The 23,182-nt window shown below is 64.7% G+C and carries 17 protein-coding genes; 5 read left to right on the forward strand and 12 right to left on the reverse strand.

Annotation, left to right across the window (positions count from 1 at the left end; genetic code table 11):
• Positions 1 to 398 precede the first annotated feature (398 nt).
• Positions 399 to 1,940: a trimethylamine methyltransferase family protein gene (locus ACTIFE_RS00845; protein ID WP_439527266.1), complete on the reverse strand. Its 1,542-nt coding sequence runs from the start codon at positions 1,938 to 1,940 to the stop codon at positions 399 to 401.
• A 330-nt stretch (positions 1,941 to 2,270) separates the two neighbouring features.
• On the opposite strand from ACTIFE_RS00845, the gene ACTIFE_RS00850 reads away from it, so the two are divergent.
• The 4 genes from ACTIFE_RS00850 to ACTIFE_RS00865 all read left to right on the forward strand — a co-directional run bounded on the left by ACTIFE_RS00850 (position 2,271) and on the right by ACTIFE_RS00865 (position 9,894).
• Positions 2,271 to 4,832, forward strand: a complete 2,562-nt coding sequence (locus ACTIFE_RS00850; protein WP_439527267.1) for a GcvT family protein — start codon at positions 2,271 to 2,273, stop codon at positions 4,830 to 4,832.
• 664 nt (positions 4,833 to 5,496) lie between these two features.
• Complete coding sequence (gene bmt / locus ACTIFE_RS00855) at positions 5,497 to 6,507, forward strand: betaine--homocysteine S-methyltransferase (protein WP_439527268.1); 1,011 nt, start codon at positions 5,497 to 5,499, stop codon at positions 6,505 to 6,507.
• A 167-nt stretch (positions 6,508 to 6,674) separates the two neighbouring features.
• Positions 6,675 to 7,730, forward strand: a complete 1,056-nt coding sequence (locus ACTIFE_RS00860) for a Bug family tripartite tricarboxylate transporter substrate binding protein (RefSeq protein ID WP_439527269.1) — start codon at positions 6,675 to 6,677, stop codon at positions 7,728 to 7,730.
• A 133-nt stretch (positions 7,731 to 7,863) separates the two neighbouring features.
• Positions 7,864 to 9,894, forward strand: a complete 2,031-nt coding sequence (locus ACTIFE_RS00865) for a tripartite tricarboxylate transporter permease (RefSeq protein ID WP_439527270.1) — start codon at positions 7,864 to 7,866, stop codon at positions 9,892 to 9,894.
• 68 nt (positions 9,895 to 9,962) lie between these two features.
• On the opposite strand, the gene ACTIFE_RS00870 is transcribed toward ACTIFE_RS00865, so the two are convergent.
• The 11 genes from ACTIFE_RS00870 to ACTIFE_RS00920 all read right to left on the reverse strand — a co-directional run bounded on the left by ACTIFE_RS00870 (position 9,963) and on the right by ACTIFE_RS00920 (position 22,003).
• The gene (locus ACTIFE_RS00870; protein ID WP_439527371.1) at positions 9,963 to 11,960 is read right to left on the reverse strand and encodes an ASKHA domain-containing protein; all 1,998 of its coding nucleotides are present in this window, start codon (positions 11,958 to 11,960) and stop codon (positions 9,963 to 9,965) included.
• A 100-nt stretch (positions 11,961 to 12,060) separates the two neighbouring features.
• A complete protein-coding gene (locus ACTIFE_RS00875) occupies positions 12,061 to 12,402 on the reverse strand; it encodes a hypothetical protein (RefSeq protein WP_439527271.1) in 342 nt (113 codons plus the stop codon).
• A 44-nt stretch (positions 12,403 to 12,446) separates the two neighbouring features.
• Positions 12,447 to 13,403, reverse strand: coding sequence for a methyltetrahydrofolate cobalamin methyltransferase (locus ACTIFE_RS00880; protein ID WP_439527272.1), 957 nt, complete (start codon positions 13,401 to 13,403; stop codon positions 12,447 to 12,449).
• Complete coding sequence (locus ACTIFE_RS00885; RefSeq protein ID WP_439527273.1) at positions 13,400 to 14,293, reverse strand: methylenetetrahydrofolate reductase; 894 nt, start codon at positions 14,291 to 14,293, stop codon at positions 13,400 to 13,402. Before ACTIFE_RS00885 ends, ACTIFE_RS00880 begins: the two co-directional genes overlap by 4 nt.
• A 12-nt stretch (positions 14,294 to 14,305) precedes the next feature.
• On the reverse strand, positions 14,306 to 14,611 hold the full coding sequence (locus ACTIFE_RS00890) for a virulence factor (protein ID WP_439527274.1): 306 nt from the start codon (positions 14,609 to 14,611) through the stop codon (positions 14,306 to 14,308).
• 131 nt (positions 14,612 to 14,742) lie between these two features.
• Positions 14,743 to 15,414, reverse strand: a complete 672-nt coding sequence (locus ACTIFE_RS00895) for a DUF1638 domain-containing protein (protein ID WP_439527275.1) — start codon at positions 15,412 to 15,414, stop codon at positions 14,743 to 14,745.
• 4 nt (positions 15,415 to 15,418) lie between these two features.
• Positions 15,419 to 16,117, reverse strand: a complete 699-nt coding sequence (locus tag ACTIFE_RS00900) for a corrinoid protein (protein ID WP_439527276.1) — start codon at positions 16,115 to 16,117, stop codon at positions 15,419 to 15,421.
• A gap of 141 nt (positions 16,118 to 16,258) precedes the next feature.
• On the reverse strand, positions 16,259 to 17,929 hold the full coding sequence (locus tag ACTIFE_RS00905; protein WP_439527277.1) for a formate--tetrahydrofolate ligase: 1,671 nt from the start codon (positions 17,927 to 17,929) through the stop codon (positions 16,259 to 16,261).
• Positions 17,930 to 18,080: 151 nt separating this feature from the next.
• Positions 18,081 to 20,063, reverse strand: a complete 1,983-nt coding sequence (locus tag ACTIFE_RS00910; protein ID WP_439527278.1) for a putative bifunctional diguanylate cyclase/phosphodiesterase — start codon at positions 20,061 to 20,063, stop codon at positions 18,081 to 18,083.
• Between the two features lie 29 nt (positions 20,064 to 20,092).
• Positions 20,093 to 20,578: an oxidoreductase gene (locus ACTIFE_RS00915; RefSeq protein WP_439527279.1), complete on the reverse strand. Its 486-nt coding sequence runs from the start codon at positions 20,576 to 20,578 to the stop codon at positions 20,093 to 20,095.
• Between the two features lie 378 nt (positions 20,579 to 20,956).
• Complete coding sequence (locus ACTIFE_RS00920; RefSeq protein ID WP_439527280.1) at positions 20,957 to 22,003, reverse strand: GlxA family transcriptional regulator; 1,047 nt, start codon at positions 22,001 to 22,003, stop codon at positions 20,957 to 20,959.
• Positions 22,004 to 22,343: 340 nt separating this feature from the next.
• On the opposite strand from ACTIFE_RS00920, the gene ACTIFE_RS00925 reads away from it, so the two are divergent.
• Entirely contained in the window at positions 22,344 to 23,156 is an 813-nt protein-coding gene (locus tag ACTIFE_RS00925) for a ferredoxin--NADP reductase (RefSeq protein WP_106752082.1), read from the forward strand.
• The last annotated feature ends 26 nt before the right edge of the window (positions 23,157 to 23,182 follow it).

Raw genomic sequence — 23,182 nt, forward strand, 5'->3', positions numbered from 1 at the left:
TGGCAATATCACTGTCGACTGGCGCGAAGACGCAAATCTCTCATTGGTTACGAACTGGGCCGGCATAGGTCCTCGTCTCGATCTGTCAGATTAGAGGTGGATCTCCCCGAGTGGACCCGCAGCTCACTATCCGAAAACATCTACGCTATTTGCCGACCTGATGACAACAACCAGTCCTCGCATGACAGGCGTCTGCGATCCTGGCTGTGCATCAGACACGACAGCTCAGCCTGCGGGATACAAGGGCAAGATGACGCACGCAAGGCGAAAGCGGAAAGCATGCGCGTTTACTCCCGGCTAAGGGGCTGGTCCACCGTCGGTTCCCTCGCAAATGCAACGGCCGGAAGACGTGATGTGGTCATCGCGTCTTCCGGCCGGTCTGTGAGATGCAGGTTGGATCAGATGTTGCTGTCCGGGAACGAGGCCTTGCGCTGGGCCATGAAGGCAATCAGCGCCTCGTCGATGGCCGGGTCGAGGGCCGGGGCGTCGTAGTCGGCCAGCATCTTCTTCCAGATCGCATTGGCGCGCCGGGCCGCATCCAGTTCGCCATCGGCGAGCCATTGCTCATAGGAATTGTTGTCAGCCACCTGCGAGCGGTAGAACGCGCTCTCGAAATTGCGCTGGGTGTGGTTCGCGCCAAGGAAGTGGCCGCCGGGACCGACTTCGCGCAGGGCGTCCATCGCCATGCCTTCTTCCGAGAGATCAATGCCCTTGGCCAGCACATGCATCATGCCGAGCTGGTCGGCGTCCATGACGAATTTCTCATAGGACGAGCACAGCCCGCCCTCCAGCCAGCCGGCGGCGTGGAGGCAGAAGTTGACGCCCGACACCACGGTCGCCGCAATCGTCTGGGCCGACTCCTGTGCCGATTGCGCATCCGGTACCTTCGACGATGTGAAGGATCCGCCCGAGCGGAAGGGCAGGTTCAGCCGCCGCGCCAGCTTGGACGCTCCGTTGAGCAGCAGCGTGCCTTCCGGGCTGCCGAAGGTGGGGGCGCCGGACTGCATCGAGATCGACGACACGAAGGCGCCGAACACCACCGGTGCACCCGGGCGAATGAGCTGCGTCAGCGCGCAGCCGGCCAGCGCCTCCGCCAGCACCTGCGCCAGCGTGCCAGCGACCGTCACCGGGCTCATGGCACCGGCGAGGATGAAGGGCGAGACGATGCAGGCCTGGTTTGCCTTGGCATAGACCTTCAGCGCACCGAGCATGGTGGCATCGAAGACCAGCGGCGAGTTGGCGTTGATCAGCTGGATCATGACGCAGTTCTGGTCGACGAACTCCTCGCCGAACAGGATCTGCGCCATCTTGACCGAATCTTCCGCCCGTTCCGGATGGGTGACCGAGCCCATGAACGGCTTGTCCGACCATTTCATGTGCGCATAGACCATGTCGAAATGGCGCTTGTTCACCGGCAGGTCGACCGGTTCGCACACCGTACCGCCCGAATGGTGCATGTAGGGCGACAGGTAGGACAGCTTCACGAAATTGCGGAAGTCCTCAATGGTGCCATAGCGGCGGCCCTTGTCGAGGTCTGTGACGAACGGGGGGCCATAGACCGGGGCGAAGACCAGGTTGTTGCCGCCGATGACCACGTTGCGCGCCGGATTGCGCGCGTGCTGGACGAACTGCGACGGCGCGGTCTTGACGATCTGCTGCAGCATCCCTTTGGAAAAGCGAACCCGCTCGCCCTGGATATCGGCCCCGGCCTCCTTCCAGATCGCGATCGTCTCCGGATCGTCGCGGAACTCGATGCCGATCTCCTGCAGGATCACATCGGCCTGAGCCTCGATCTGCGCCGCGCCTTCATCCGACAGCACGTCATAGATCGGAATGCCGCGGGTGATATAGGGCAGGCCAAGCCCGCCCGCACCGCTTGCACGGGCTTCACGGCGCGCGCTGCGCCCCCGGCGGCCGGCAGATACTGCGACATCAGACATGGGGTAGCTCCCGGAAAAGATCCTGCGTTGCTTTCAACGTCGCTCTCACTGTCGGCCAGGCCGCAGCAAAAGCCCGTCAAGGAACCGTCTCAGGCTACTCTATTTGCGGCATCCACCCAGCCGGATCATGTGCTGCAGCGCTTGCTGGAAAACGACACGGCGTGTCGCCGGCGTGATGCTGCCATGACGCAATTAGGCCAATTGCCCGCCGGGTCGCACCCGATACTGCCGCTCATGGATTTGGCACCCGCGCCGCCCCTCCTGCCGGACGCGGGCTTTCGCTGCCGGACGCTGCGCCGGCGCGAGGTCGCGAGTGAAAAGGGATACGAAATGTCTGCATTTCCCGAGAAGGCAAAGATCGTCATCATCGGCCTCGGCGGCATCGTCGGCGCCTCGGTGGCCCATCACCTGATCGAGCGCGGCTGGGACGACATCGTCGGCATCGACAAGTCCGGCATCCCCACCGACATCGGCTCCACCGCCCACGCCTCCGACTTCTGCTACACCACCAGCCACGACTACCTGTCGGTCTGGACGACGCAATACTCCATCGATTTCTTCGAGAAGATGGGCCACTATGCCCGCATCGGCGGTCTGGAGGTCGTGCGCAAGGGCCATGACAGCTGGATGGAAGAGGTCAAGCGCAAGCTCTCCTCCGCCCGCGCCTTTGGCACGAGAGCCCATTACGTCTCCCCGTCCGAGATCAAGTCACTGTTCCCCCTCATTGAGGAGGGTGAGGTGATGGGCGGCCTGTTCGATCCCGACGCCGGCCTCGTCGTGCCGCGGTCGCAGACCGTGGCCGGCAAGCTCGTCGACCAGGGCGAAGCAAGCGGCAAGCTCAAGGTCTTCGCCAACACCCCGGCCCAGTCGCTGATCGTCGAGGGCGGCCGCATCAAGGGCGTCGTCACCCATCGTGGAACGATCATGGCCGACCATGTCATCGTCTGCGCCGGGCTTTGGGGCCGGTTGATTGCCGAGATGGTGGGCGAGGACCTGCCGGTCATGCCGGTCGACCATCCGCTGACCTTCTTCGGCCCGTTCAACGAGTTCGAGGGCACGGGCAAGGAAATCGGCTACCCGCTGCTGCGCGACCAGGGCAACTCTGCCTATATGCGCGACACCGGCGACCCGAAGACCACCGAGGGCGGCCAGATCGAGTGGGGCTACTACGAGACCGACAACCCGCGCATGTGCCACCCGCGCGACCTTCTGGAAAAGCATCAGGCCCGCCTGTCGCCGTCGCAGCGCGACCTTGAGCTGGAGCAGGTGATAGTCCCGCTGGAGCGCGCCATGGAGCTGACGCCGGTGCTGGCCGAACTGGGCTACAACGAGAGCCACTCCTTCAACGGCCTGTTGCAGGTCTCCGCCGCCGGCGGCCCGTCCTGCGGCGAGAGCCAGAAGGTGAGGGGGCTGTGGTACTGCGTCGCCATCTGGGTCAAGGACGGCCCGGGCTACGGCAAACTCATCGCCGACTGGATCACCGACGGGCGCACCGACATCGACCACAATTCCATCGACTATTCGCGCTTCTACAAGCATCAGCTGACGGAGAAATTCATCGAGGGACGCGCTCACGAGGCCGCCCAGAAGATCTACTATCCCGCCGTCCACACCCGCGAGCCCTATGTCTCGGGTCGCGGTGCCAAGCGCTCGCCCTTCTATGATCGCGAAGTGGCGCTGGGCGGCTATTTCATGGAGCTGGGCGGCTGGGAACGCGCCCATGGCTACAAGGCCAACGAGCACCTTCTGGAGAAATATGGCGACCGCGTGCCGGTGCGCGCCAACGAATGGGACAACCGCCACTTCTGGCGCGTCTCCAACGCCGAGCATCTCGCCATGAGCGAGGACTGCGGCATGGTCAATCTCAGCCACTTCTACATCTTCGACGTGGAAGGGCCGGACCATGTGGAGCTGATGGAATGGCTTTGCGCGGCCAAGATCGGCGGCGATGCCAACATCGGCAAGGGCATCTACACCCATTTCCTCGATGACGAGGGCATGGTCCGCGCCGACCTCACCGTGATCCGCTTAGGTGACCGCTGCCGCATCATCGACGGCGCCGACGCCGGTCCGCGCGATTTCCACTACGTGAAGCGCACCGCCGAGGACAAGGGCTTCAACGTCACCGTCACCGATGTCTCGGAAGCCTATGTCACCATCGGCGTCTGGGGCCCCAACGCCCGCGCCAAGCTGAAGCAGGTGGTGGCCGACCCGGCCGGGCTCGACCCGGAGGCCTTCGCCTTTGCTGCCATCAAGCCGATCCAGATCGCCGGCAAGACCGTCTCCGCCTTCCGCATCTCCTATGTCGGCGAGCAGGGCTGGGAACTGCACATGAAATACGAGGATGGCCTTGCCGTCTGGGACGCGCTGCAGGCCGCCGGCATCATGGCCTTCGGCGTCGAGACCTACGCCAACTCCCGCCGCATGGAAAAGAGCCTGCGGCTGCAGAACGCCGATCTCCTCACCCAGTACAACCTGATCGAGGCCGATCTTGCCCGTCCGAAGGTCAAGGAGGCCGACTTCCGCGGCAAGGCCAGGCACCTGGAGTACAAGGCGCGCGACAGGCAGCCGGCCATGCTCTGCACGCTGGTGATCACCGGCAATATCGATGCCTCGGGCGTCGCCCGCTACCCCGTCGGCTCCATGCCGGTGGTGGACCCGGCCACCGGCGCGGTCCTCGTCGACAGCCTCGGCCGCCGCTCCTACACCACCTCCGTCGCCTTTGGCCCGACCATCGGCAAGAACATCGCGCTGGCCTACCTGCCCGCAGCCTATGCGCAAGTTGGCCGCAAGCTGACCGTTGAATATTTCAACGAGAGCTTCCCCGTCGAGGTCGCCGCCGTGGGCTACAAGCCGCTGTATGACCCGGAGAACCTGAAGCCGCGCAGCTGATAGTGCGTTGGTGGCTCACGGCCCTTGCCTGTCTTGTGGCGGGGGGCGCAGGTCTGAACACGGCCCCCGGGCGCCCCTCACACCACTTCACCAGGGTGAGGGGCATGAGGCGAACGAGCTGCGTCCAGTCCTCGGGTGTCGTCCCGGTTTGCCGCATGGCGGCAAGACCGGGATCCAGTAAGCGCGGCGGGGGATGGTGAAGACAGGGGATACTGGATCCCCGCCTTCTCGGGGATGACAGGAGTGGGTGGTGGTCCGGGGGCACATCCGCCTCCTTGCCCGCCGGATCGCTCACTTCCTCTCCCCCCCGCCCGCCCCTGGGGGGGAGAGAGATGCTCTCGGCCCAGCTGGGAGCCCCCTCGTCGCTCCTGCGCAGGCAGGAGCCCAGTACCCACTGGGCTGAATTGGGTTTCTCAGGCTGTCGCCAGACAATCAATCGCCTCGGTTACTGGGCTCCTGCCTGCGCAGGAGCGACGAGGGGCGATGCTGAAGCGCCCCCACCCAAAAGCCGTTTTCCCGACACTTGCCGGTGCAATCGGGCTTGAGGGGCGGGTGGGGGTGAGGGATGCTGGGGCAAAGTGCCCGTGATGCGTCGGCTGGCTGGGCAAACAGCGGCCTGGTCCAGAGCGCCCCCAAACACTGAGACAGCCCCGGAAAGACGACCATGAGCAAGCTTGAAACCCTCCTTGCCGAAAAGGGCGTGCTGCTGGCCGATGGCGCGACCGGCACCAACCTGTTCCAGATGGGCCTGACCTCCGGCGATGCGCCGGAGCTGTGGAACGTCGACGAGCCGGAGAAGATCAAGGCGCTGCACCGGGCCTTTGTCGAGGCGGGCGCGGATATCCTCCTCACCAACACCTTCGGCGCCAACCGCCACCGGATGAAGCTGCACAAGGTGGAACACCGGGTGGTGGAGCTGAACGCCGCTGCCGCGCGCCTGGCCCGGGCGGTTGCCGAGGAGGTGGAGCGCGAGGTGCTGATTGCCGGCTCCATCGGCCCCACGGGCGAACTTCTGGTGCCGCTCGGCGCGCTCACCTATGAGGGCGCGGTTGCGGCCTTTGCCGAGCAGATCGAGGGGCTGAAGGCGGGCGGCGTCGACATTCTCTGGGCCGAGACCATGTCCGCGCCGGAGGAAATGCAGGCAGCGGCGGAGGCGGCCAAGGGCTCCGGCCTGCCGCTGGTGATCTCGGCCAGTTTCGACACCGCCGGCCGCACCATGATGGGCCTCACTCCAAAGGCGCTGACGGAAGTCACCTCGACCTTCGCCTGCACGCCGACAGTGGTGGGTGCAAACTGCGGCGTCGGCGCCTCGGATCTGCTCGCCACCATCCTGCAGCTGTCGGAAGCAAATCCGGAGGCGATCATCCTTGCCAAGGGCAATTGCGGCATTCCGGTCATCCAGGGCGACAAGGTGGTCTATTCCGGCACGCCGGAGCTGATGGAAACCTATGCCCACATGGCGCTGAACGCCGGCGCGCGCATCGTCGGCGGCTGCTGCGGCACCTCGCCGCTTCACCTTGCCGCCATGCGCAAGGCGCTCGACAGCCACACCCCCGGCCCACGCCCGACGCTGGACGACATCATCCGCGACATCGGCCCGCTCAACTCCCCACCGAACGAAAACGCCGGCGAGGGGCGGGGCGGCGAGGGCCGCAGGGGCCGCCGGAGGGGGTAAAAGGGACCGGCGCGGTGGCAGCCGGTTTCAGCCGGGCGCAAATTGATCCAGAGTGACCAAAGCGGCTGACGTCACTTTGGGTCAACGCCGAGTTCTGCTCCGCTCAAAGCCGATCTGAATATTCGTCTAGGCTTCCTTTCGCTGATTACAGTTTGGGAGGAGCCAACATGATCGGGAAATTTTCAAAATATACACGCAAGGCCGTCGCTGCCTTGACAGTCGCAGCGGGTGTTTCCTTGCTTGCGTTTTCTGCAAGTGCACAGGATGCGGAGCAATTCTACAAGGGCAAGACCATCCGGGTCATGAGCACCACTGGTGCCGGTGGTACGATGGATCTCTACTTGCTGCTGATGATGAAGCACATGACCAAGCATCTGCCGGAGGGGGCGGAACTGGTGCTTGAACATCGTCCGGGGGCAGGAACAATCCTCGGCACCAACCACCTGTTCAACGCCGCCCCGCGCGATGGGTCCTACTTCGGCATGCTGGGACCTGGCTTTGCCATCGTACCCTTCGCCTATCCCGAGGAAGCGCGGTGGAAGCCGCTCGAATTCATCCAGATTGGCCGGCTGGTCGATCTGCCGCGTGTCTTCGTGGCGCGGGCTGACAGCGGCATCACGACAATCGAGGACGCAAAGACCATCGAAGCGACCCATGCGGTGCTCAATCCGGGCGACCTGACCGACATGATGATGACGCTGGTCAACCAGACCCTCGACACCCGCTTCAAGCGTATCCCAGGTTACAATGGCGGCGGACCTGCTTTCCTGGCCATGGAGCAGGGCGAGGTGCAGAGCACCACGGCCGAGCCGGGCAACCTGATGGCCAACAAGTGGCATCTGGTCGAGGACGGGACCGTGAAGGTCCTGGCCCAGTTCGGCCTGGCGCCGGTGCCAGGACTTGATGGTGTGCCGATGGTGACCGAGATGGTGCCGGCCGATCATCCCTTGCATGGTGCCGTGCAGGCAACGGCGGCAACGGCGGCTCACGGCCTGTCCGTCAGCTTCCCGCCGGAGGTGCCGCAGGACCGGGTTGACTACCTGCGTGAAGTCCTCGCCAAGACGATGGCCGATCCGGAACTGCTCGCCGAAGCCAAGGAACGCAAGATCCTGATCAACTATGCATCAGGCCCGGATCTGGAAAAGGCTGCGGCAACTGCCGTCGAGCAACCCGATGCCGTCAAGGCCTGGTTCTTCGAACTGGCTCAGTCGGCGAAAAAGTAAGGCCCGAGACAAGGCGGCGCCCCGGCGTGGGGCGTCGCCGTTTGCCTTGGGGCGAAGACACTGTGCGGCGCCGTCTGGCCACAGCTCAACGGTCAGTTATGGCGCGCCTTCCTGCGATTTCCGGAGACATAACGTGTTTGCAGACGTCCTGGCGGCCATGGCGGGGGCCGCGGCAATTTTGTCGGACCCGCTCGTCCTGTTCTATATCGTCCTTGGGGCCATGTTGGGCGGTTTGATGTCGGTCGTGCCGGGAATTGGCGGCATTCTTGGCCTTGCCTTGCTGTTGCCCTTCACTTTCTCGCTGTCGCCCTACGAGGCTGTCGCATTCATGCTGGGCGCGATGGCCGTGCTGTCGACGACCGACACGATCCCGGCGATCCTGTTTGGTGTTCCGGGGACGGCGACCTCGATGGTCACTGTCCTGGACGGCTTTCCCATGGCCAAGCGCGGGGAGGCCGGGCGCGCCCTGGCAGCCGGCCTGCTGTCCTCGGTCATCGGAGGTGCGCTGGGTGCCCTGCCGCTGCTTGTCGTGATCCCGCTGGTGATGCCATTCATCATGGCCATGACCTCGCCGGAACTGACGGCAATGTGCATCCTGGGCCTGTCGATGGTGGCAACCTTGAGCGGCGGTTCCATGCTCAAGGGGCTGGCAGGGGCAGCACTCGGTACGCTTCTGGCCATGGTCGGCGCAGATTCGCAGACAGCGACCATGCGCTGGACGTTCGACGCCATCTATCTCTGGGATGGCATCAACCTGCTCATTGTGTTTCTGGGGATCTATGCCATTCCCGAGCTTGCCGACATGGCGATCCAGGGCAAGTCGATCGCGAAGGACGCGGACCGCAGCCTGAGCCGCTCGCCCCTGCGCGGTGCCCTGCAAGGGTGCCGAGACGTGGGGCGGAACATGGGGCTGGTGGCCCGAAGCTCCGGCATCAGCACGGTTCTCGGGGTCATCCCGGCCATCGGTGCGACTGTAATCCCCTGGCTCGTCTATTCCTACACGACGATGACGACCAAAGGGGAAAGCCAGTTTGGCCAAGGCGACGTACGCGGTGTGATTGCGTCGGAATCCTCGAACAATGCGACGGTGGGCGGCTCCCTGCTGCCGACGGTGGCGCTCGGCGTCCCCGGCTCTGCGCCCATGGCACTGTTGCTTGCCGCCTTGATGCTGCACGGCATTGCGCCGGGGCCGAACATGCTGACCAAGAACCTCGACTTCACCTTCATGATGGTATGGACAATTGTCATTGCCAATGTGGTCGGCGGTCTGTTTGCCTTTGCCTTGTGCGTGCCGCTGTCGCGTATCGTATTTCTGCGCACAACCATCCTCGTCCCGATCATCGCGTCGGTGGTTTTCATTGGCGCGGTGCAATCTGCGCGTGACTGGATGGATCTGGCTGCTCTGCTGGCGGTTGGCCTGCTCGGCTGGTTCATGAAGCGGGCACGTTGGCCCAGGGCGCCGTTTGCGCTGGCCTTCATTCTCGCCCCGCTGATCGAGCAGTATTTCTATATCTCAATGCGGATCTATGGCTGGGACTGGCTCCTACGCCCGGCGGTCGTCGTGATGCTCGCCCTTACCTTGGTGTTTCTGCTTTTTGTGGCTGTCCGCCAGTATCGCGATACCCGCAAGGTCCTGCAGGGCAAGCTGACTTTTGTACCCGCCTTTACTGTCGAGACGGGCGTGGCAGTGGCTGCGGTTGCCTGCCTGGCGGCCGCCCTTGTGACGGCGAATGACTGGCCGCTTGCCGCCAGGGCAATCCCGCAGATTGCAGCCGGGTTCGGGCTTGTCATGGCTGTCGGCGTGCTGGTGACTGGCTGGATGTGCTTTGTCCCGCCAGCGACCGGCGACCGAGTGGCCGCCCCTAAGGCGCTGCATTTTGATCTGACTGCCGACTATGGCGATCTGTCGCGGCTGGCGATCTTGTGGCGCGGGTTGCGCTACTTTGTGTTCCTGCTCGGCTTTGGTCTGCTTGCAACCTGTGTCGGCATGATCCCGGCTGTTCCCGCGTTCGTACTTCTTTACCTGATCGTGCATGGAGAGCGACCGATGCTGGCCTTGGCCGTGACAGCCGGTGTCGGCGGACTGAGCTATGCGCTGTTCGATCTTTTCCTGCGTCTGCCATGGCCGAAGCCCGCGTATGATTTGCTCAGCGTCATTGGCTGAATTGGTCGAACAGTGAGATCAGGAACTGCAGCGGCTCGTGCCGAGGCATTGGCTGCTGCAGTTGACTTTCACCCCCGCCGCCGTCTCCGGCGGCCGCCGTCGGTACCTTCGCCGCCGCCCTTCGGCTCCGGCAGGGCCACGGCGGCACGGAGTTTTTTGAACGGGTCGGTCTTGTTGGGCAGGGCCATGGCATTGACGAAATGCGCCTGGAAATCGGGCTCCAGCGCCGTCTCGATCTTTTCGATGCCGCGCACGATCTCTTCCACCTCGCGCCGATGCTTGCGGCTGAGGAGGGCCATGCGGGCACCGGTGCCGGCGGCATTGCCCACCCCGCTCACCGCGTCGAGGTCGCAATCCGGAATGAGGCCGATGACCATGGCATACATCGGGTCGATGTAGCTGCCGAAGGCACCGGCGAGGCGGATGCGGTCGATGGGCGGATTGCCGAGCTTGTCGGAGAGCAGCTTCACGCCGGCATAGAGCGCGGCCTTGGCGAGCTGGATCGAGCGGATGTCGGTCTGGGTGATGGTGATGGCGATGCCGTCATTGGCAATGACATAGCTGTAGGTGCGGCCGTTGGGCACGATCCGCGAAGTGCGCTCGGCCATTGCCCCGTCGATGACGCCGTCCTCGTTGACGAGGCCGCAGAGATACATCTCCGCCACCGCCTCGATGATGCCGGAGCCGCAGATGCCGGTGACGCCGACCTGGTCGACCTTCTCGGCAAAGCCCGGCTCGTCCGACCACTCGTCCAGCCCGATGACCTTGAAGCGCGGCTCCAGCGTCACCCGGTCAATGCGGATGCGCTCGATGGCGCCGGGGGCCGCGCGCTGGCCGCAGGTGATCTCCGCGCCCTCGAAGGCGGGGCCGGTGGGGGAGGAAGCGGCGAGCAGCCGGTCGCGGTTGCCCAGCACGATTTCCGCATTGGTGCCGATGTCCACGAGAAGCATCAGCGCCTCGCCCTTGCCCGGCGCTTCGGCCAGCGTTGCGGCGGCTGCGTCCGCACCGACGTGGCCGGCAATGCAGGGCAGCATGTAGACACGCGCGCCCGGCGCCAGCTCCAGCGCCAGATCGCGGGCGGGCAGCGTCAGCGCGTCGGAGACGGCGAGTGCAAAGGGCGCGCCGCCCAGCTCCGTCGGGTCGATCCCGAGGAACAGGTGATGCATCACCGGATTGCCGACGAAGGTGGCGTTGAGCACATCGCTGCGGCTCGCGCCGACGTCTGCGACGAGCTTGCCGACAATTGCGTTGATCGCCTCGCGCACGGTGCGGGTGAGATCGGGCAGGCGCGCCGGGTTCATCTGCACATAGGAGACGCGCGACATCAGATCCTCGCCGAAGCGGATCTGCGGATTGGACGTGCCGGCGGAGGACACGGTGCGGCCGGTCGTCAGGTCGCACAGATGCGCGGCGATGGTGGTCGAGCCGATGTCCACGGCAAGGCCGTAGGCGGTGGTCTTCTCGCCGGGCCACAGGCCGATGACCAGCGGCGGCTCGCCGGCGTCGTCATAGAGCGCGGCCGTCACCTGCCACTGTCCCTTGCGCAAGACGGTTTGGACTTTCGCCAGCAGCGGCGGATCGAAGCGCAGGCCGGTAAGGCCGGAGGCCGCTTCAAGCGCCTCGCGCAGGCGGTCGGCATCGCCGCGCGGGGTTTCCATGTCCGGTTCCTCAACCCGCACGGTGACGAGACGAACGGCCGGATCGGGATCGATGTGCCGGATCTCGGCGCGCTTGCGCACGATCTGCCGGTTGGTCTGGGCCTCCGTCGGCACGTCGATGACGAGATCGCCGAGGATCTCGGCCTGGCAGGACAGGCGCCGGTCGCTCGCCAGGCCGCGCAGCTCGGCGTAGCGGCTTTCCTTGTCGGTCGCCGGCGCCAGGTGCCCGGCGGCGCTGGTCAGCCCTTCCTTGGCGAACTGGCCCTCGGACACCGAGCACTGGCACTTGCCGCAAATGCCGCGCCCGCCGCAGACCGATTCCAAGTACACCCCGAGCGCCCGCGCCGCATCCAGCAACGGCGTGCCGATGTCGAACGTGCCGCGCCGGCCGCTGGGCTGGAACACCACGCGGGCGGTGACCTGCGGCGCGGCAGGCGAGGAGGAAGAACCGGGGGCTGGCGTCGGCGGGCTGTCTTTCAAGGTGTCCTCAGAATGCGTTCGGGCGGCGTCAGGTCTTGGTCAGCCGCCGGGTGTTGGCGCACACGCGCTTGGCAAAGGGCTTCACCGCCGCATGCGCGATGGGTTCGGGCTTCAAGGCCGCCGGCTTGCGGCCAAGCGCCACCTGGGTCATCGCACGGGTCGCCTGCAGGGCCATCGCCTGCTGCGCGGCCAGCGTGCCTTCAACCATGGCGGCGGCCTTCTCGCCGATCATGCGGCCCATCTCGGCGTTTTCGCGGGTGGAGCCGGTGGCGGCCGCCAGCATCATCGCCTGCGTGCGCAAGGCGATGACGAGGGGGGCCTGAAACCACAGGCTGGTGAGATCATTGGTGAACTGCTTGGAACGGGACATGGTCACTCCGACCGGCAGCGGTGAGAGGGGCGTATGCCCGGGGCTCACCCCTGCCGCAGGCGAGCCTCGCGTCCACCGCGCCGGCGCGATGCGCCTGCAGCGGGTGCGTCTGGTCCGGCGGGCGCGCCTTCGGCCCCGCCGGGCTTATAGTCGCGATAATTCATGATCCATTCCTGACAGTTGGGGTCATTGCCGGCAAGCACATTCCCGGCGCGCACCATTTCCATCTCCTGCGGCCGGCAGGGGTTCATGATGGCGCTGGTCATGCCGCTGGCGATCACCATCGGGATGAAGGCCGAGTTGATGCCATGGCGATGCGGCAGGCCGAAGGAGATGTTGGAGAGGCCGCAGGTGGTGTTCACCTTCAGCTCCTCGCGCAGCCGGCGCAGGAGGTGGAACACCTGGCGTCCCGCCGTTCCCATCGCCCCGATCGGCATCACCAGAGGGTCGACCACGATGTCGCAGGCCGGAATGCCATAGTCGGCGGCCCGCTCCACGATCTTCTTGGCAACCGCGAAACGCACGTCCGGATCCTCGGAAATGCCGGTCTCGTCGTTGGAGATCGCCACCACCGGCACGTTGTACTTCTTGATGAGCGGCAGGATCGCCTCGAGCTTCTCGTCCTCGCCGGTCACCGAATTGACCAGCGGCCGGCCCTTGGCAACCTTCAGACCTGCTTCGATGGCAGCCGAAACGGATGAATCGATGGACAAGGGAATGTCGACAAGCCCCTGAACGATATCGAGAGTTTTGACGAGGAGCGGCGGCTCCGTCTCGTTCGGATTGACCGCTGTCACGCCGGCATTGATGTCGAGCATCGTCGCGCCGGCGGCCACCTGCGCCAGCGCATCCTTGATCACCGTGTCGAAGTTGCCTTCGATCATCTCGGCCGCCAGCTTCTTGCGCCCCGTCGGGTTGATCCGCTCGCCGATGACGCAGAACGGCTGGTCAAAGCCGATGACGATTTCCTTCGTGGCGGATGCGACAATCGTGCGGGTCATCGGGCAAGCTCCTGTGCGTCAAAAGGGGAAGCGGCCACGGGCCCCCAGGACCCGCGCCGGGACAGCCATTCGGTCGTCTTGGCAAGGCCGCCGAAGGGATAGACATGGATCTGGGCGAGCGGTGTGGCCGGATGCGAGCGTACCCGCGCTTCCAGCGGATCCACCATCGACGCGGGGTCGTAGCCGGTCAGCATCGACACCACGGCACCGCCGCGTTTCTTGAGGAAATTCAGCGAGTTCTCGACGCCAGCGAAAGCGGCGAACTTCAGCAGGGTCGTCATCTTGGCCGGCCCCGCCACGCCCAGATGGACGGGGAAGGTGTTGCCCCAGGCCGTCAGTTCGTCCAGCCAGAGCGCGACACGGTGCGGATCAAACCCGAACTGGGTGACGATGAGAAAACTGGCATCGCTATTGGCGGCGAGCGCGTGCTTTTTCATCAGGAAGTCCCGGATCACCGGAGCCGGAATATCTGGCGCGCCTTCCGGATGGCCGGCGACGGCAATGCTGCGGATGCCGAGCCTGTCGAACAGCCCCGTCTCGACAAGGGCGACGGACGAGGTCAACGGCCCCGGAGTGTCCGTTTCGCCGGCAATCGCCAGAACATCGGTCACGCCGGCCTCCTGCGTCAGGCGCGTGATACGGCGCTCGAAGGCGGCAAGGCTGTCATAGCGCCGGGCCGCCATATGCGGCACGGCCACCAGTCCGGCGTCCTTGACGCGCCGGGCGGCCTCGACGATCTGGTCTTCGGAGCAGTTGCCAAGATCCGTGACATAGACCCGCGTTCCGAGCGGCACGCCCGTCAGCAGGTCGGATTTTTCGCAGACCTGGCGCGGCGACACCTCGGTGGAGGCGGCAAGGCGTCCGGCAGCATTAAGGCGCGGGTCCGGCATTTTGGGTGTTCCTCAGGCTTGCGGCGCCAGGCCGCCAGTGGCCACCAGCGCCAGAACGCGCTCGCGGGGAAAGTCGGCAACAAGCGTCGCCACGGCGCGGTCGGCTTCCGCTTCGAGATCCTCACCGACCTCGACCGGATCGGCGCGGCGCCATTCGGCCAGATAGGCTTCGCTGTCCTTGGCGCCAATGCGCATGGCGGCGGCATCGACGGCTTCTATGAACACCGGCGGCAGTTCCCGGCGGGCACTCTTGCGGCCGGACTTCACCAGCACCTGGGCCGGGATGTCACGCCAGTAAACAACAACGAGCTGCGCCATGGATCTCCTTCCGACTGCTCAGGTGATGATCAATCTTGGCTGAAGAACAGGCAGCAGGACGGCAGAAGACGACACGGCACGGTGTGAAAGCGACGCCGACGGAAAGTACGGGATTCTGCGGAATCGGGCGGTCAACCAGCCCTATCGCCGGACGGTGTGCTCTGCAGGAAGTTGCTCAGCAGACCATAGCCGGTGGCGATGCGCACGAACGGCAGCTTGAGCGTCGCTGCGGCCTGTTCGGCGGCTGTCGTCAGGTCCGCGTCCTCGGTCTGTGCCAGATAGACAAGCCGGGTGTAGTTGCCGAAATAGAGGTCGCGCAGCTCGGGATGCCGGTCAAGGCCGAGCGGCTCGATCACCATTGTCTGAAAGTGGCGGGCAAGGAAATCGGTGAGATAAAAGCTGCCGAGTTGGTCGTCCTCCAGCGCGTCGAAGGCAGCAAGCCCGGCAAAGAAGGCGTAGCAATGCGCGCCGTCGATGCGCCGTGCCTTCGGGTGGGCCGCCAGCACCGTGTCGAGATGCCCGCCGGTGCCGCAATCGGCATAGGCCACCAGCACCTCGTCATAGGCTGCGCCCCGTTCAGCGAGGGCGTCGGCCACCGCCGGTGCGATCCGGTCCGGCGTGTTGTGCAATTGCGCAGGCAAACAATGCAGGTCGAGATGGGAGAGTCCTTGCTGGGCGGTGAGGGCGAGAATTTCCCTCGCCAGCGCGCCGCAGGCCAGCACCAGCACCGAAGGCTTGCGGTCAGGTCCGCCGCCGGGGGCAGCGGTCGCGGCCGGGGTCTGTGCTCCGGGCCGCGCGGCCATGATCTCAGGCCTTGGCCAGCCGGTTGTGCCGGCGGGCGATCAGGTCCTTGGCGGTTTCCACCGCCACGGCGGCGTCCCGGCAATAACCATCGGCGCCAACAGCCTCGCCGAATTCCTCGTTCAGCGGCGCGCCGCCGACGAGCACGATATAGTCGTCGCGGATGCCCTTCTCGACCAGCGTGTCGATGACGACCTTCATGTAGGGCATGGTGGTGGTGAGCAGCGCCGACAGGCCGATGATATCCGGCTTGTGCTCCTCGATGGCAGCCAGATAGTTCTCGACCGGATTGTTGATGCCGATGTCGATCACCTCGAAGCCGGCGCCTTCCATCATCATCGAGACGAGGTTCTTGCCGATGTCGTGGATGTCGCCCTTCACGGTGCCAATGACCATCTTGCCGACCTTCGGCGCATTGGTTTCAGCAAGCAGCGGCCGCAGGATGAACATCCCGGCCTTCATGGCATTCGCCGACAAAAGCACTTCCGGCACGAACAGGATGCCATCGCGGAAGTCGATGCCGACGATGCGCATGCCCTCGACAAGCGCCTTGGTCAGCACCTCATAGGGGGTCCAGCCGCGATCCAGCAGGATGTGGACACCCTCCTCGATCTCTTCCTTGAGACCGTCGTAGAGGTCGTCATGCATCTGGGCGACGAGATCGTCGTCGGAAAGGGCACTGAGATCGATATCGTCGTCCGACATGGGCCATCCGTCATTGCTGGAAAAGCTGTCCCATCACACTGCGTGCGCCGCCCCCTGGCCGCTGTCTCCAATCCGACACGCCGCGCCCTGACTGCGACAGGCTGGCTTGTCGCCTGGGCTCAGCCCGCGCCGACCGCCCGCTCAGAACAACCCCTCGATTTGCCCGTTGGCATTCAGGCTGATGCTGAGGGCGGCGGGCTGCTTGGGCAGGCCGGGCATGGTCATGATGTCGCCGCAGATGGCCACGACGAACCCGGCACCGGCCGACAGGCGCACCTCGCGCACCGGCAGCTCGTGGGCTTCGGGCGCGCCCAGCAGGGTCGGATCGGCGGAGAAGGAATACTGGGTCTTGGCCATGCAGACCGGCAGATGGCCGTAGCCGGCCTCCTGCCAGCGCTCCAGCTGCTCGCGCGCGGCCTTGTCGAACACCACGTTGCCGGCCCTGTAGATGCGCCTGGCGATGGTCTCGATCTTGTCGGCGAGCGGCAGGGCGTCCTCGTAGAGCGGCGCGAAGCGGGCGCTGCCGCCTTCCACCAGTTCCACCACCTTGCGCGCCAGCGCCTCCGTGCCCTTCGAGCCTTCCGCCCAGTGAGTGGAGAGGATCGCCTCGACGCCGAGGCCGGCGCAGAAGGCCTGCACGGCGGTGATCTCGGCGGCCGTGTCGCTGGTGAAATGGTTGAGCGCCACCACCACCGGCACGCCGAAGGACTTGAGGTTCTCGATGTGCCGGCCGAGGTTGACACAGCCGGCCGTTACCGCTGCCACGTTCTCCGCGCCGAGATCAGCCTTGGCGATACCACCGTTCATCTTCAGCGCCCGGACGGTCGCCACCAGCACGGCAACGGACGGCGACAAACCGCCCTTGCGGCACTTGATGTCAAAGAACTTCTCCGCGCCGAGATCCGCGCCGAAGCCCGCTTCGGTCACTACATAGTCGGCCAGCCGCAGCGCCGTGTCGGTGGCGATCAGCGAGTTGCAGCCATGGGCGATGTTGGCGAAGGGCCCGCCATGCACGAGGGCAGGGGTGTGCTCCAGCGTCTGCACCAGGTTGGGCTGGAACGCTTCCTTGAGCAGCACAGTCATGGCCCCGTCGGCGCCAAGGTCCTTGGCCGTGACCGGCGAGCGGTCGCGCCGCGTGCCGACGACGATGCGCCCGAGCCGCTCGGTGAGGTCGTTCAGGTCGCGGGCCAGGCACAGGATCGCCATCACTTCCGAGGCGACGGTGATGTCGAAGCCGGCCTCGCGCGGCACGCCGTTGGCCGGGCCTCCCAGCCCCACCACCAGATTGCGCAGCGCCCGGTCGTTCATGTCCAGCGCCCGGCGCAGGGCAATCCGTCGGGTGTCGATCTGAAGCGCGTTGCCCCAGTAGAGGTGATTGTCGAGCAGGGCGCACAGCAGGTTGTGCGCGGCGGTGATGGCGTGGAAATCACCGGTGAAATGCAGGTTGATGTCCTCCATCGGCACCACCTGCGCATGGCCGCCACCCGCCGCCCCGCCCTTCATGCCGAAGCAGGGCCCGAGCGAGGGCTCGCGCAGGCAGATCGCCGCCTTCTTGCCGATGCGGGACAGGCCATCGCCCAGGCCGACGGTCGTCGTCGTCTTGCCTTCGCCAGCCGGTGTCGGGTTGATTGCAGTGACCAGCACCAGCTTGCCGCGCGGGCGGTCCTGCAGGGTCGCGATGAAGGAAGCCGAGATCTTGGCCTTGGTCTTGCCGTAAGGCTCCAGCGCCTCTTGTGGAATGCCGAGCCGGGCGGCGACCTCCGGCATGGGTTTCAGGGTCGCAGCTCGGGCAATCTCGATGTCGCTGGCCATGGCAGGTTCCGTTGGAATCAGGGGCTCTTGTCGAGCCCCATAGGTAGCCTGCCGCAACGGGTGGGGAAACCGGTTTCGCCGGCAATCCTTTGTGCAGTGCCAAAGGGTTGCCGGCCGAGTGAGGGCGGCATCGGGTGCCGGAGGGGTGGCTTCAGTTCTGGGGTGAACTGGTTTCGACCAGCCGCAGATGCGTCCGTCGTCCCGCCGGGGCCGGTAACGCCGTCCCTAACAGGCGCGCCGAGAGCGCCGTCAGCGGCATCGCGGCCCCGAACAGATAGCCCTGGCCGATGCGGCAGCCGACATGACGCAGCAGATTGCGCTGTTCCTCTGTCTCGACGCCTTCAACCGTGACCTTGATGCCGAGCTGCGAGGCAAGGCCGACCACCGCCTGGATGATCGACAGGGAGTGAGGATCCGAGCCAATCGAACGCACGAAGCTGCGATCAACTTTCAGTTCGTCCCAGTCAAACAGGCGCAAATAGGACAGGGCCGAGTAGCCGGTGCCGAAATCATCAAGCGCGATTGCAACGCCCAGCTGCTTCAGCTTGTGCAACGTGGCGATGCAGCGGTCCGTGTCGGACATGACGATGGATTCGGTCACTTCCAGCTTCAGCCGGGAAGGGGCCAGACCTGTGCGCCCCAGGATTTCCCGAACGGTGTCGACAAGGTCGTCCCGGACCAGTTGTGCCACCGACAGGTTGACCGAGACCTTGACGCCGTCTGGCATCAGCGTGGCCTCTGCACAGGCGCGTTCGAGTATGGCGCGACCCAGTTCGACGACCTTGCCGGAGCTTTCGGCGATCGGTACGAACTCGTCCGGGCCGATGCGTCCGAGGATCGGATGGGTCCAGCGCGCCAGTGCCTCGACGCCTGCGATCCGGCCGGTCTCCATGTCAACCTGCGGCTGGTACTGCGGGGCGATCTCGCCAAGGGCAATGGCGGTGATGATGTCCGCCTCGATCCGGCGCCGACGGGTGAGGTCCGCGCGCATCGTTACATCGAACACCTGAACCGTGCCCTTGCAGCGCGCCTTGGCATGGCTGAGGGCAAGATCAGCATTGTCAGGAAGCTGCAGTGGATCGGGCATTGCAGGTGTCGCGACCGCCACGCCGATGGTGGCCTGGATCACCACCGTGCCATCCGGCAGGCGGTAGGGCTCCGCCAGCGCCCGCCTCAGGTTTTCCGCCTTGTCCACCGCTTCGGATACGCCGTCTTCGACGCGCAGCACCACGACAAATTCGTCCCCGCCGAACCGGGCCGCCGATGCATCCCGCCACTGGCCGACCATGCGGGTCAGCCGGTCGCCGACTGCCACCAGCAAGGCATCGCCTGCCGAATGGCCAAGCGTGTCATTGATGGCCTTGAAGCCATCCAGATCGATGGCAAGAACGGCGACACTGCCCGCTGCCCGGCGCTCGATCTCCAAAACAAAAGCATCATGAAATGCCAGCCGGTTTGGCAACGAGGTCAGTGAATCGTGCCGGGCAAGGAAGGCATGACTTGCAGCGGACTCAGCGACATTCGCATGCGCCCGGCTCAACCAGCGGTTCTGGATCAGCAGGAAAACCACAAGCAGCGTCCCAAGAGACAGGAGTGTTCCGGTAATCCAGGTTTCGACCTCAAGCTTCTGGCGCAAGGCAGATCGGAGGGCGTGGGCCTCGTTCAGGCTAGCGCTATAGGCTTCGCCGCCGATCCGGTCCATGGCCGTGCTGATGGCAACCAGGTCGCGCATGAGCTGGTCGCGCGCCTCGTCGTCATGGATCTGGTCGACAAGTGGCTCCAAGAGCGTCAGGTCGCGAACCAGCCCTTCAAACCGTGCCTCCCGCAGAGGCGAGGAGCCGATGAACTTGCCAAACTCACCGGACCCCCAGGTGTTAAGCCGACCGACAACGATCTGGAAATACAGTTTGGCCTCATCCCCTGCAGCAGCATCTCCGGTCGCGGAAAACCGGGCGACGCGCTCGCGCAGGGACGTGACTTCAAGTCGTCCGTTGAATCCGGTCCAGGCAAGATCATAGCGGTTCGCCTGCTCGACCGTCGACTGATGCGAGACGATCAGATGCGAATAAGCCACCGCTGCGGCTGCAAGACCGAGCACGGAAACAATGGCAAGGCGGCGAACAAGAGTAATCATGATGCTCTGCCTTTCCGGAGCGGGAGCCGTCAGCGTACTGCGATGCTACTGACCTGCCAGACCGACCGGGAATAGTGAACTTCCGTGCGCAGCTCGGGATTGGAGTCAAACGGATAGATCAGGAACAGGGGGCCTTTGTCGGTCACGCTCATGTAGTTGCCATCGCGCTTGAGCGCGAGAACGGCTCCGTTGCGAATGAGGTCTTCAGTCGGAATGTCGACGAAGTACGCATTCAGCGCCGTCACCTCTGTGGTCCCGCCTTGCGCTTTCACGTGCTGCAACAGGCGAGCCACCGCGACCCCTTCAAAGGCCACGGCACCGTCATGCCACGGCGTGGTGGTGGTGATCTTGGCGGATCCCAGAGCCTCCAGCTCTGCAAGGGTGAAGGTCTGGCGCTCTCCCTCGATGTTGCCTTCGACTGTCAGGACGATCGCCTTTCCATCCCCGGCGGCTGCGGGGGTGGCAAGTCCGAGGCACAGGGCGAGGGCGAAAAGCATGCGCAGGATCACGGACATTCGCAGTCTCCATCGCGAAATATCCGGTAAACCTACGCGCCTCCCGCCAAGGGGGGCTGAAATTTTTGCCTAAAATTTTAGACAACTGACGATTTCACGCTACGTCAGTATGGCAAAGCCCCGGCATAGCTGCCGGGGCCCAGCCGGATGATAACCCCTCTATTGTCATCCCGGGCGCAGCGCAGCGGAGACCCGGGACCGGAGAGCCAAGGCCTCTCCGGGGGGCAACTCGACGAAACATAGAGGTCTCGACTCTCCGGTCCCGGCTCGGCGCTGCGCTTGGCCGGGATGACCGCGGTTGAGGTCGTTGTTTATCATCAAGCTCAGCCCCGGCATAGCTGCCGGGGCTTCATCTCGTCGCAAGAAACGCAGGCTGCGTCAGGCCGGGACCGCTGCCTTGGCTGCCTTCGGCTTGGCCGAGCGTGGCTCACGGGTGCCGCCCTGATACGAGTTGCGCTCCTCGGTTGGCGTTGCGGCAAAGCGTTCGCGATAGCACTTGGTGAAATGCGAGGTCGAGGCAAAGCCGCAGGCAATCGCCACATCCAGCACCGCCCGGGATGTGCGGCGCAACAGGTCGCGGGCGGTCTCCAGCCGCAGCTTCAGGTAATACTGACCCGGCGTGCAGTTAAAATGGCGGCGGAACAGACGTTCCAGCTGGCGCGGCGACAGGTTCACCGTCATCGCCAGCTGCTGGCAGGACAGCGGATCCTCGATGTGCATGTCCATGATGCGGATCGCCTCAAGGATCTTCGCATTGGAAATGCCTGTGCGGGCCTCGATGTCGTGGCGCTGGGCGCTCTCGCCGGAGCGCATGTTCTGGTAAAGCGCCACTTCCGCCACTTCATGCGCCATATAGGCGCCATGCTGGATGGCGATCAGGCGCAGCATCATGTCCAGTGAGGCCATGCCGCCGGCGCAGGTGATGCAGTTCCGGTCGATCGAAAAGATGTCTGAGGACACCTCGACGCCTGGAAACTCTTCGCGGAAGGAGCGCAGGTTCTCCCAATGCAGGGTACAGCGGCGCCCCTCAAGGAGCTGATAGCGCGCCAGCAGATAGGCCCCGGTGCAGATCGCGCCGAAGGTGCGCCCGCGCGAGTTCAGCTTGCGCAGCTTGACACCGAGTTCCTTGTCGAGGGGCAGCCGCTCCACATCGATGCCGGTGCACAGCAGCGTGATGTCGGCATCCTCGAGGTCGCGGATGCCGTGCTGCACGGCAATCTGGCAGCCGTTCGATGCTGTCACGGGCAAGCCATCGAGCGAATAGGTGGTCCAGCGATAGAAGTCGCGCCCGATCAGACGGTTGGCGAGGCGCAACGGCTCGACCACGGATGAAAAGGCGATCATGGAAAATCTGTCGAGGACGACAAGCGCGATGGTCTGGCCATCCGCTTCCGCCCGCAACGCCTGCGGTCGTGTGCTGGACATGGTGTCCTTAGGTCCTTGCTCTGGAATATTCTTGTTGTTTGTTTTGAGATATGAGGCGTGAGAGGCCGGTTTCTGTCAATGGGGATCGCGCGGCGTGGCAGCAGGATCCACACGGCCGGTTAATCCTGGCCCTTGCCACAGCTCGAACCGCTGTCCTCAGGCAAATTTTTTTAAGCAACCGCCGCTTTGCAGGTCGCAAGTTGCTTCATATCAAGGCGGCATAAGTGGTAGGTGATACACAACAATCGCCAGCCGCCAGGCCCCGCCGCCCGTGGGAGCGCCCGGCAGCCATGCCTCACGACCCGCCGGCAGTGCCTCCGGCACAAGAGACTGGACCGACATGAACGCTCTTGCGACCCCCGCCGACCTTGAAGCCGCCGTTGCCGGCAGTGCCTTCGTGCAGGAAGTGACCGAAGTCACCCACTACACGGACCGGCTGTTCAAGTTCCGCACCAAGCGCCCGGCGAGTTTCCGTTTCCGCTCCGGTGAGTTCGTGATGATCGGTCTCCTGATCGACGGCAAGCCGCTGTACCGCGCCTATTCCATCGCCAGCCCGTCCTGGGACGAGGAGCTTGAGTTCTTCTCGATCAAGGTGCCGGACGGCCCGCTGACCTCGCATCTGCAGAAGATCCAGCCGGGCAATGCCATCCTGATGAAGAAGAAGCCGACCGGCACGTTGGTCAATGATGCGCTGACCCCGGGCAAGCGCGTCTACATGTTCTCCACCGGCACCGGCATTGCCCCCTTCGCCAGCCTCATCCGCGACCCGGAGACCTACGAGAAGTTCGACCAGGTCATTCTGACACACACCTGCCGTGAAGTTGCAGAGCTGCGCTATGGCGAAGAACTAGTCGAGGCCACGAAGAATGATCCGCTGATCGGGGAACTGGCCCAGGAAAAGCTGGTGCACTACACGTCCGTGACCCGTGAGGATTTCCCGCGTCAGGGCCGTATCACCGACCTGATGGCCAGCGGCAAGCTGTTCACCGATCTCGGCGTCCCGCCGATCGATCCGGCCATCGACCGCGGCATGATCTGCGGCTCGATGGAAATGCTGAAGGATACCAAGGCCCTGCTGGAGCAGTTCGGCCTGACGGAAGGGGCCAACAACAAGCCGGCCGAATTCGTCGTCGAGCGCGCCTTCGTCGGCTGACGACCACGCCATCGACTGCCGTAACA

Source organism: Pannonibacter sp., assembly GCF_051860505.1.
Classification (GTDB): domain Bacteria; phylum Pseudomonadota; class Alphaproteobacteria; order Rhizobiales; family Stappiaceae; genus Pannonibacter.

Coding starts and splice junctions, on each gene's coding strand:
- ACTIFE_RS00915 (WP_439527279.1), bottom strand. CDS start 20,578: ATGTCCGTGATCCTGCGCATGCTTTTCGCCCTCGCCCTGTGCCTCGGA.
- ACTIFE_RS00925 (WP_106752082.1), top strand. CDS start 22,344: ATGAACGCTCTTGCGACCCCCGCCGACCTTGAAGCCGCCGTTGCCGGC.
- ACTIFE_RS00900 (WP_439527276.1), bottom strand. CDS start 16,117: ATGTCGGACGACGATATCGATCTCAGTGCCCTTTCCGACGACGATCTC.
- ACTIFE_RS00845 (WP_439527266.1), bottom strand. CDS start 1,940: ATGTCTGATGTCGCAGTATCTGCCGGCCGCCGGGGGCGCAGCGCGCGC.
- ACTIFE_RS00905 (WP_439527277.1), bottom strand. CDS start 17,929: ATGGCCAGCGACATCGAGATTGCCCGAGCTGCGACCCTGAAACCCATG.
- ACTIFE_RS00860 (WP_439527269.1), top strand. CDS start 6,675: ATGATCGGGAAATTTTCAAAATATACACGCAAGGCCGTCGCTGCCTTG.
- bmt (WP_439527268.1), top strand. CDS start 5,497: ATGAGCAAGCTTGAAACCCTCCTTGCCGAAAAGGGCGTGCTGCTGGCC.
- ACTIFE_RS00850 (WP_439527267.1), top strand. CDS start 2,271: ATGTCTGCATTTCCCGAGAAGGCAAAGATCGTCATCATCGGCCTCGGC.
- ACTIFE_RS00910 (WP_439527278.1), bottom strand. CDS start 20,063: ATGATTACTCTTGTTCGCCGCCTTGCCATTGTTTCCGTGCTCGGTCTT.
- ACTIFE_RS00880 (WP_439527272.1), bottom strand. CDS start 13,403: ATGACCCGCACGATTGTCGCATCCGCCACGAAGGAAATCGTCATCGGC.
- ACTIFE_RS00875 (WP_439527271.1), bottom strand. CDS start 12,402: ATGTCCCGTTCCAAGCAGTTCACCAATGATCTCACCAGCCTGTGGTTT.
- ACTIFE_RS00890 (WP_439527274.1), bottom strand. CDS start 14,611: ATGGCGCAGCTCGTTGTTGTTTACTGGCGTGACATCCCGGCCCAGGTG.
- ACTIFE_RS00885 (WP_439527273.1), bottom strand. CDS start 14,293: ATGCCGGACCCGCGCCTTAATGCTGCCGGACGCCTTGCCGCCTCCACC.
- ACTIFE_RS00920 (WP_439527280.1), bottom strand. CDS start 22,003: ATGTCCAGCACACGACCGCAGGCGTTGCGGGCGGAAGCGGATGGCCAG.
- ACTIFE_RS00895 (WP_439527275.1), bottom strand. CDS start 15,414: ATGGCCGCGCGGCCCGGAGCACAGACCCCGGCCGCGACCGCTGCCCCC.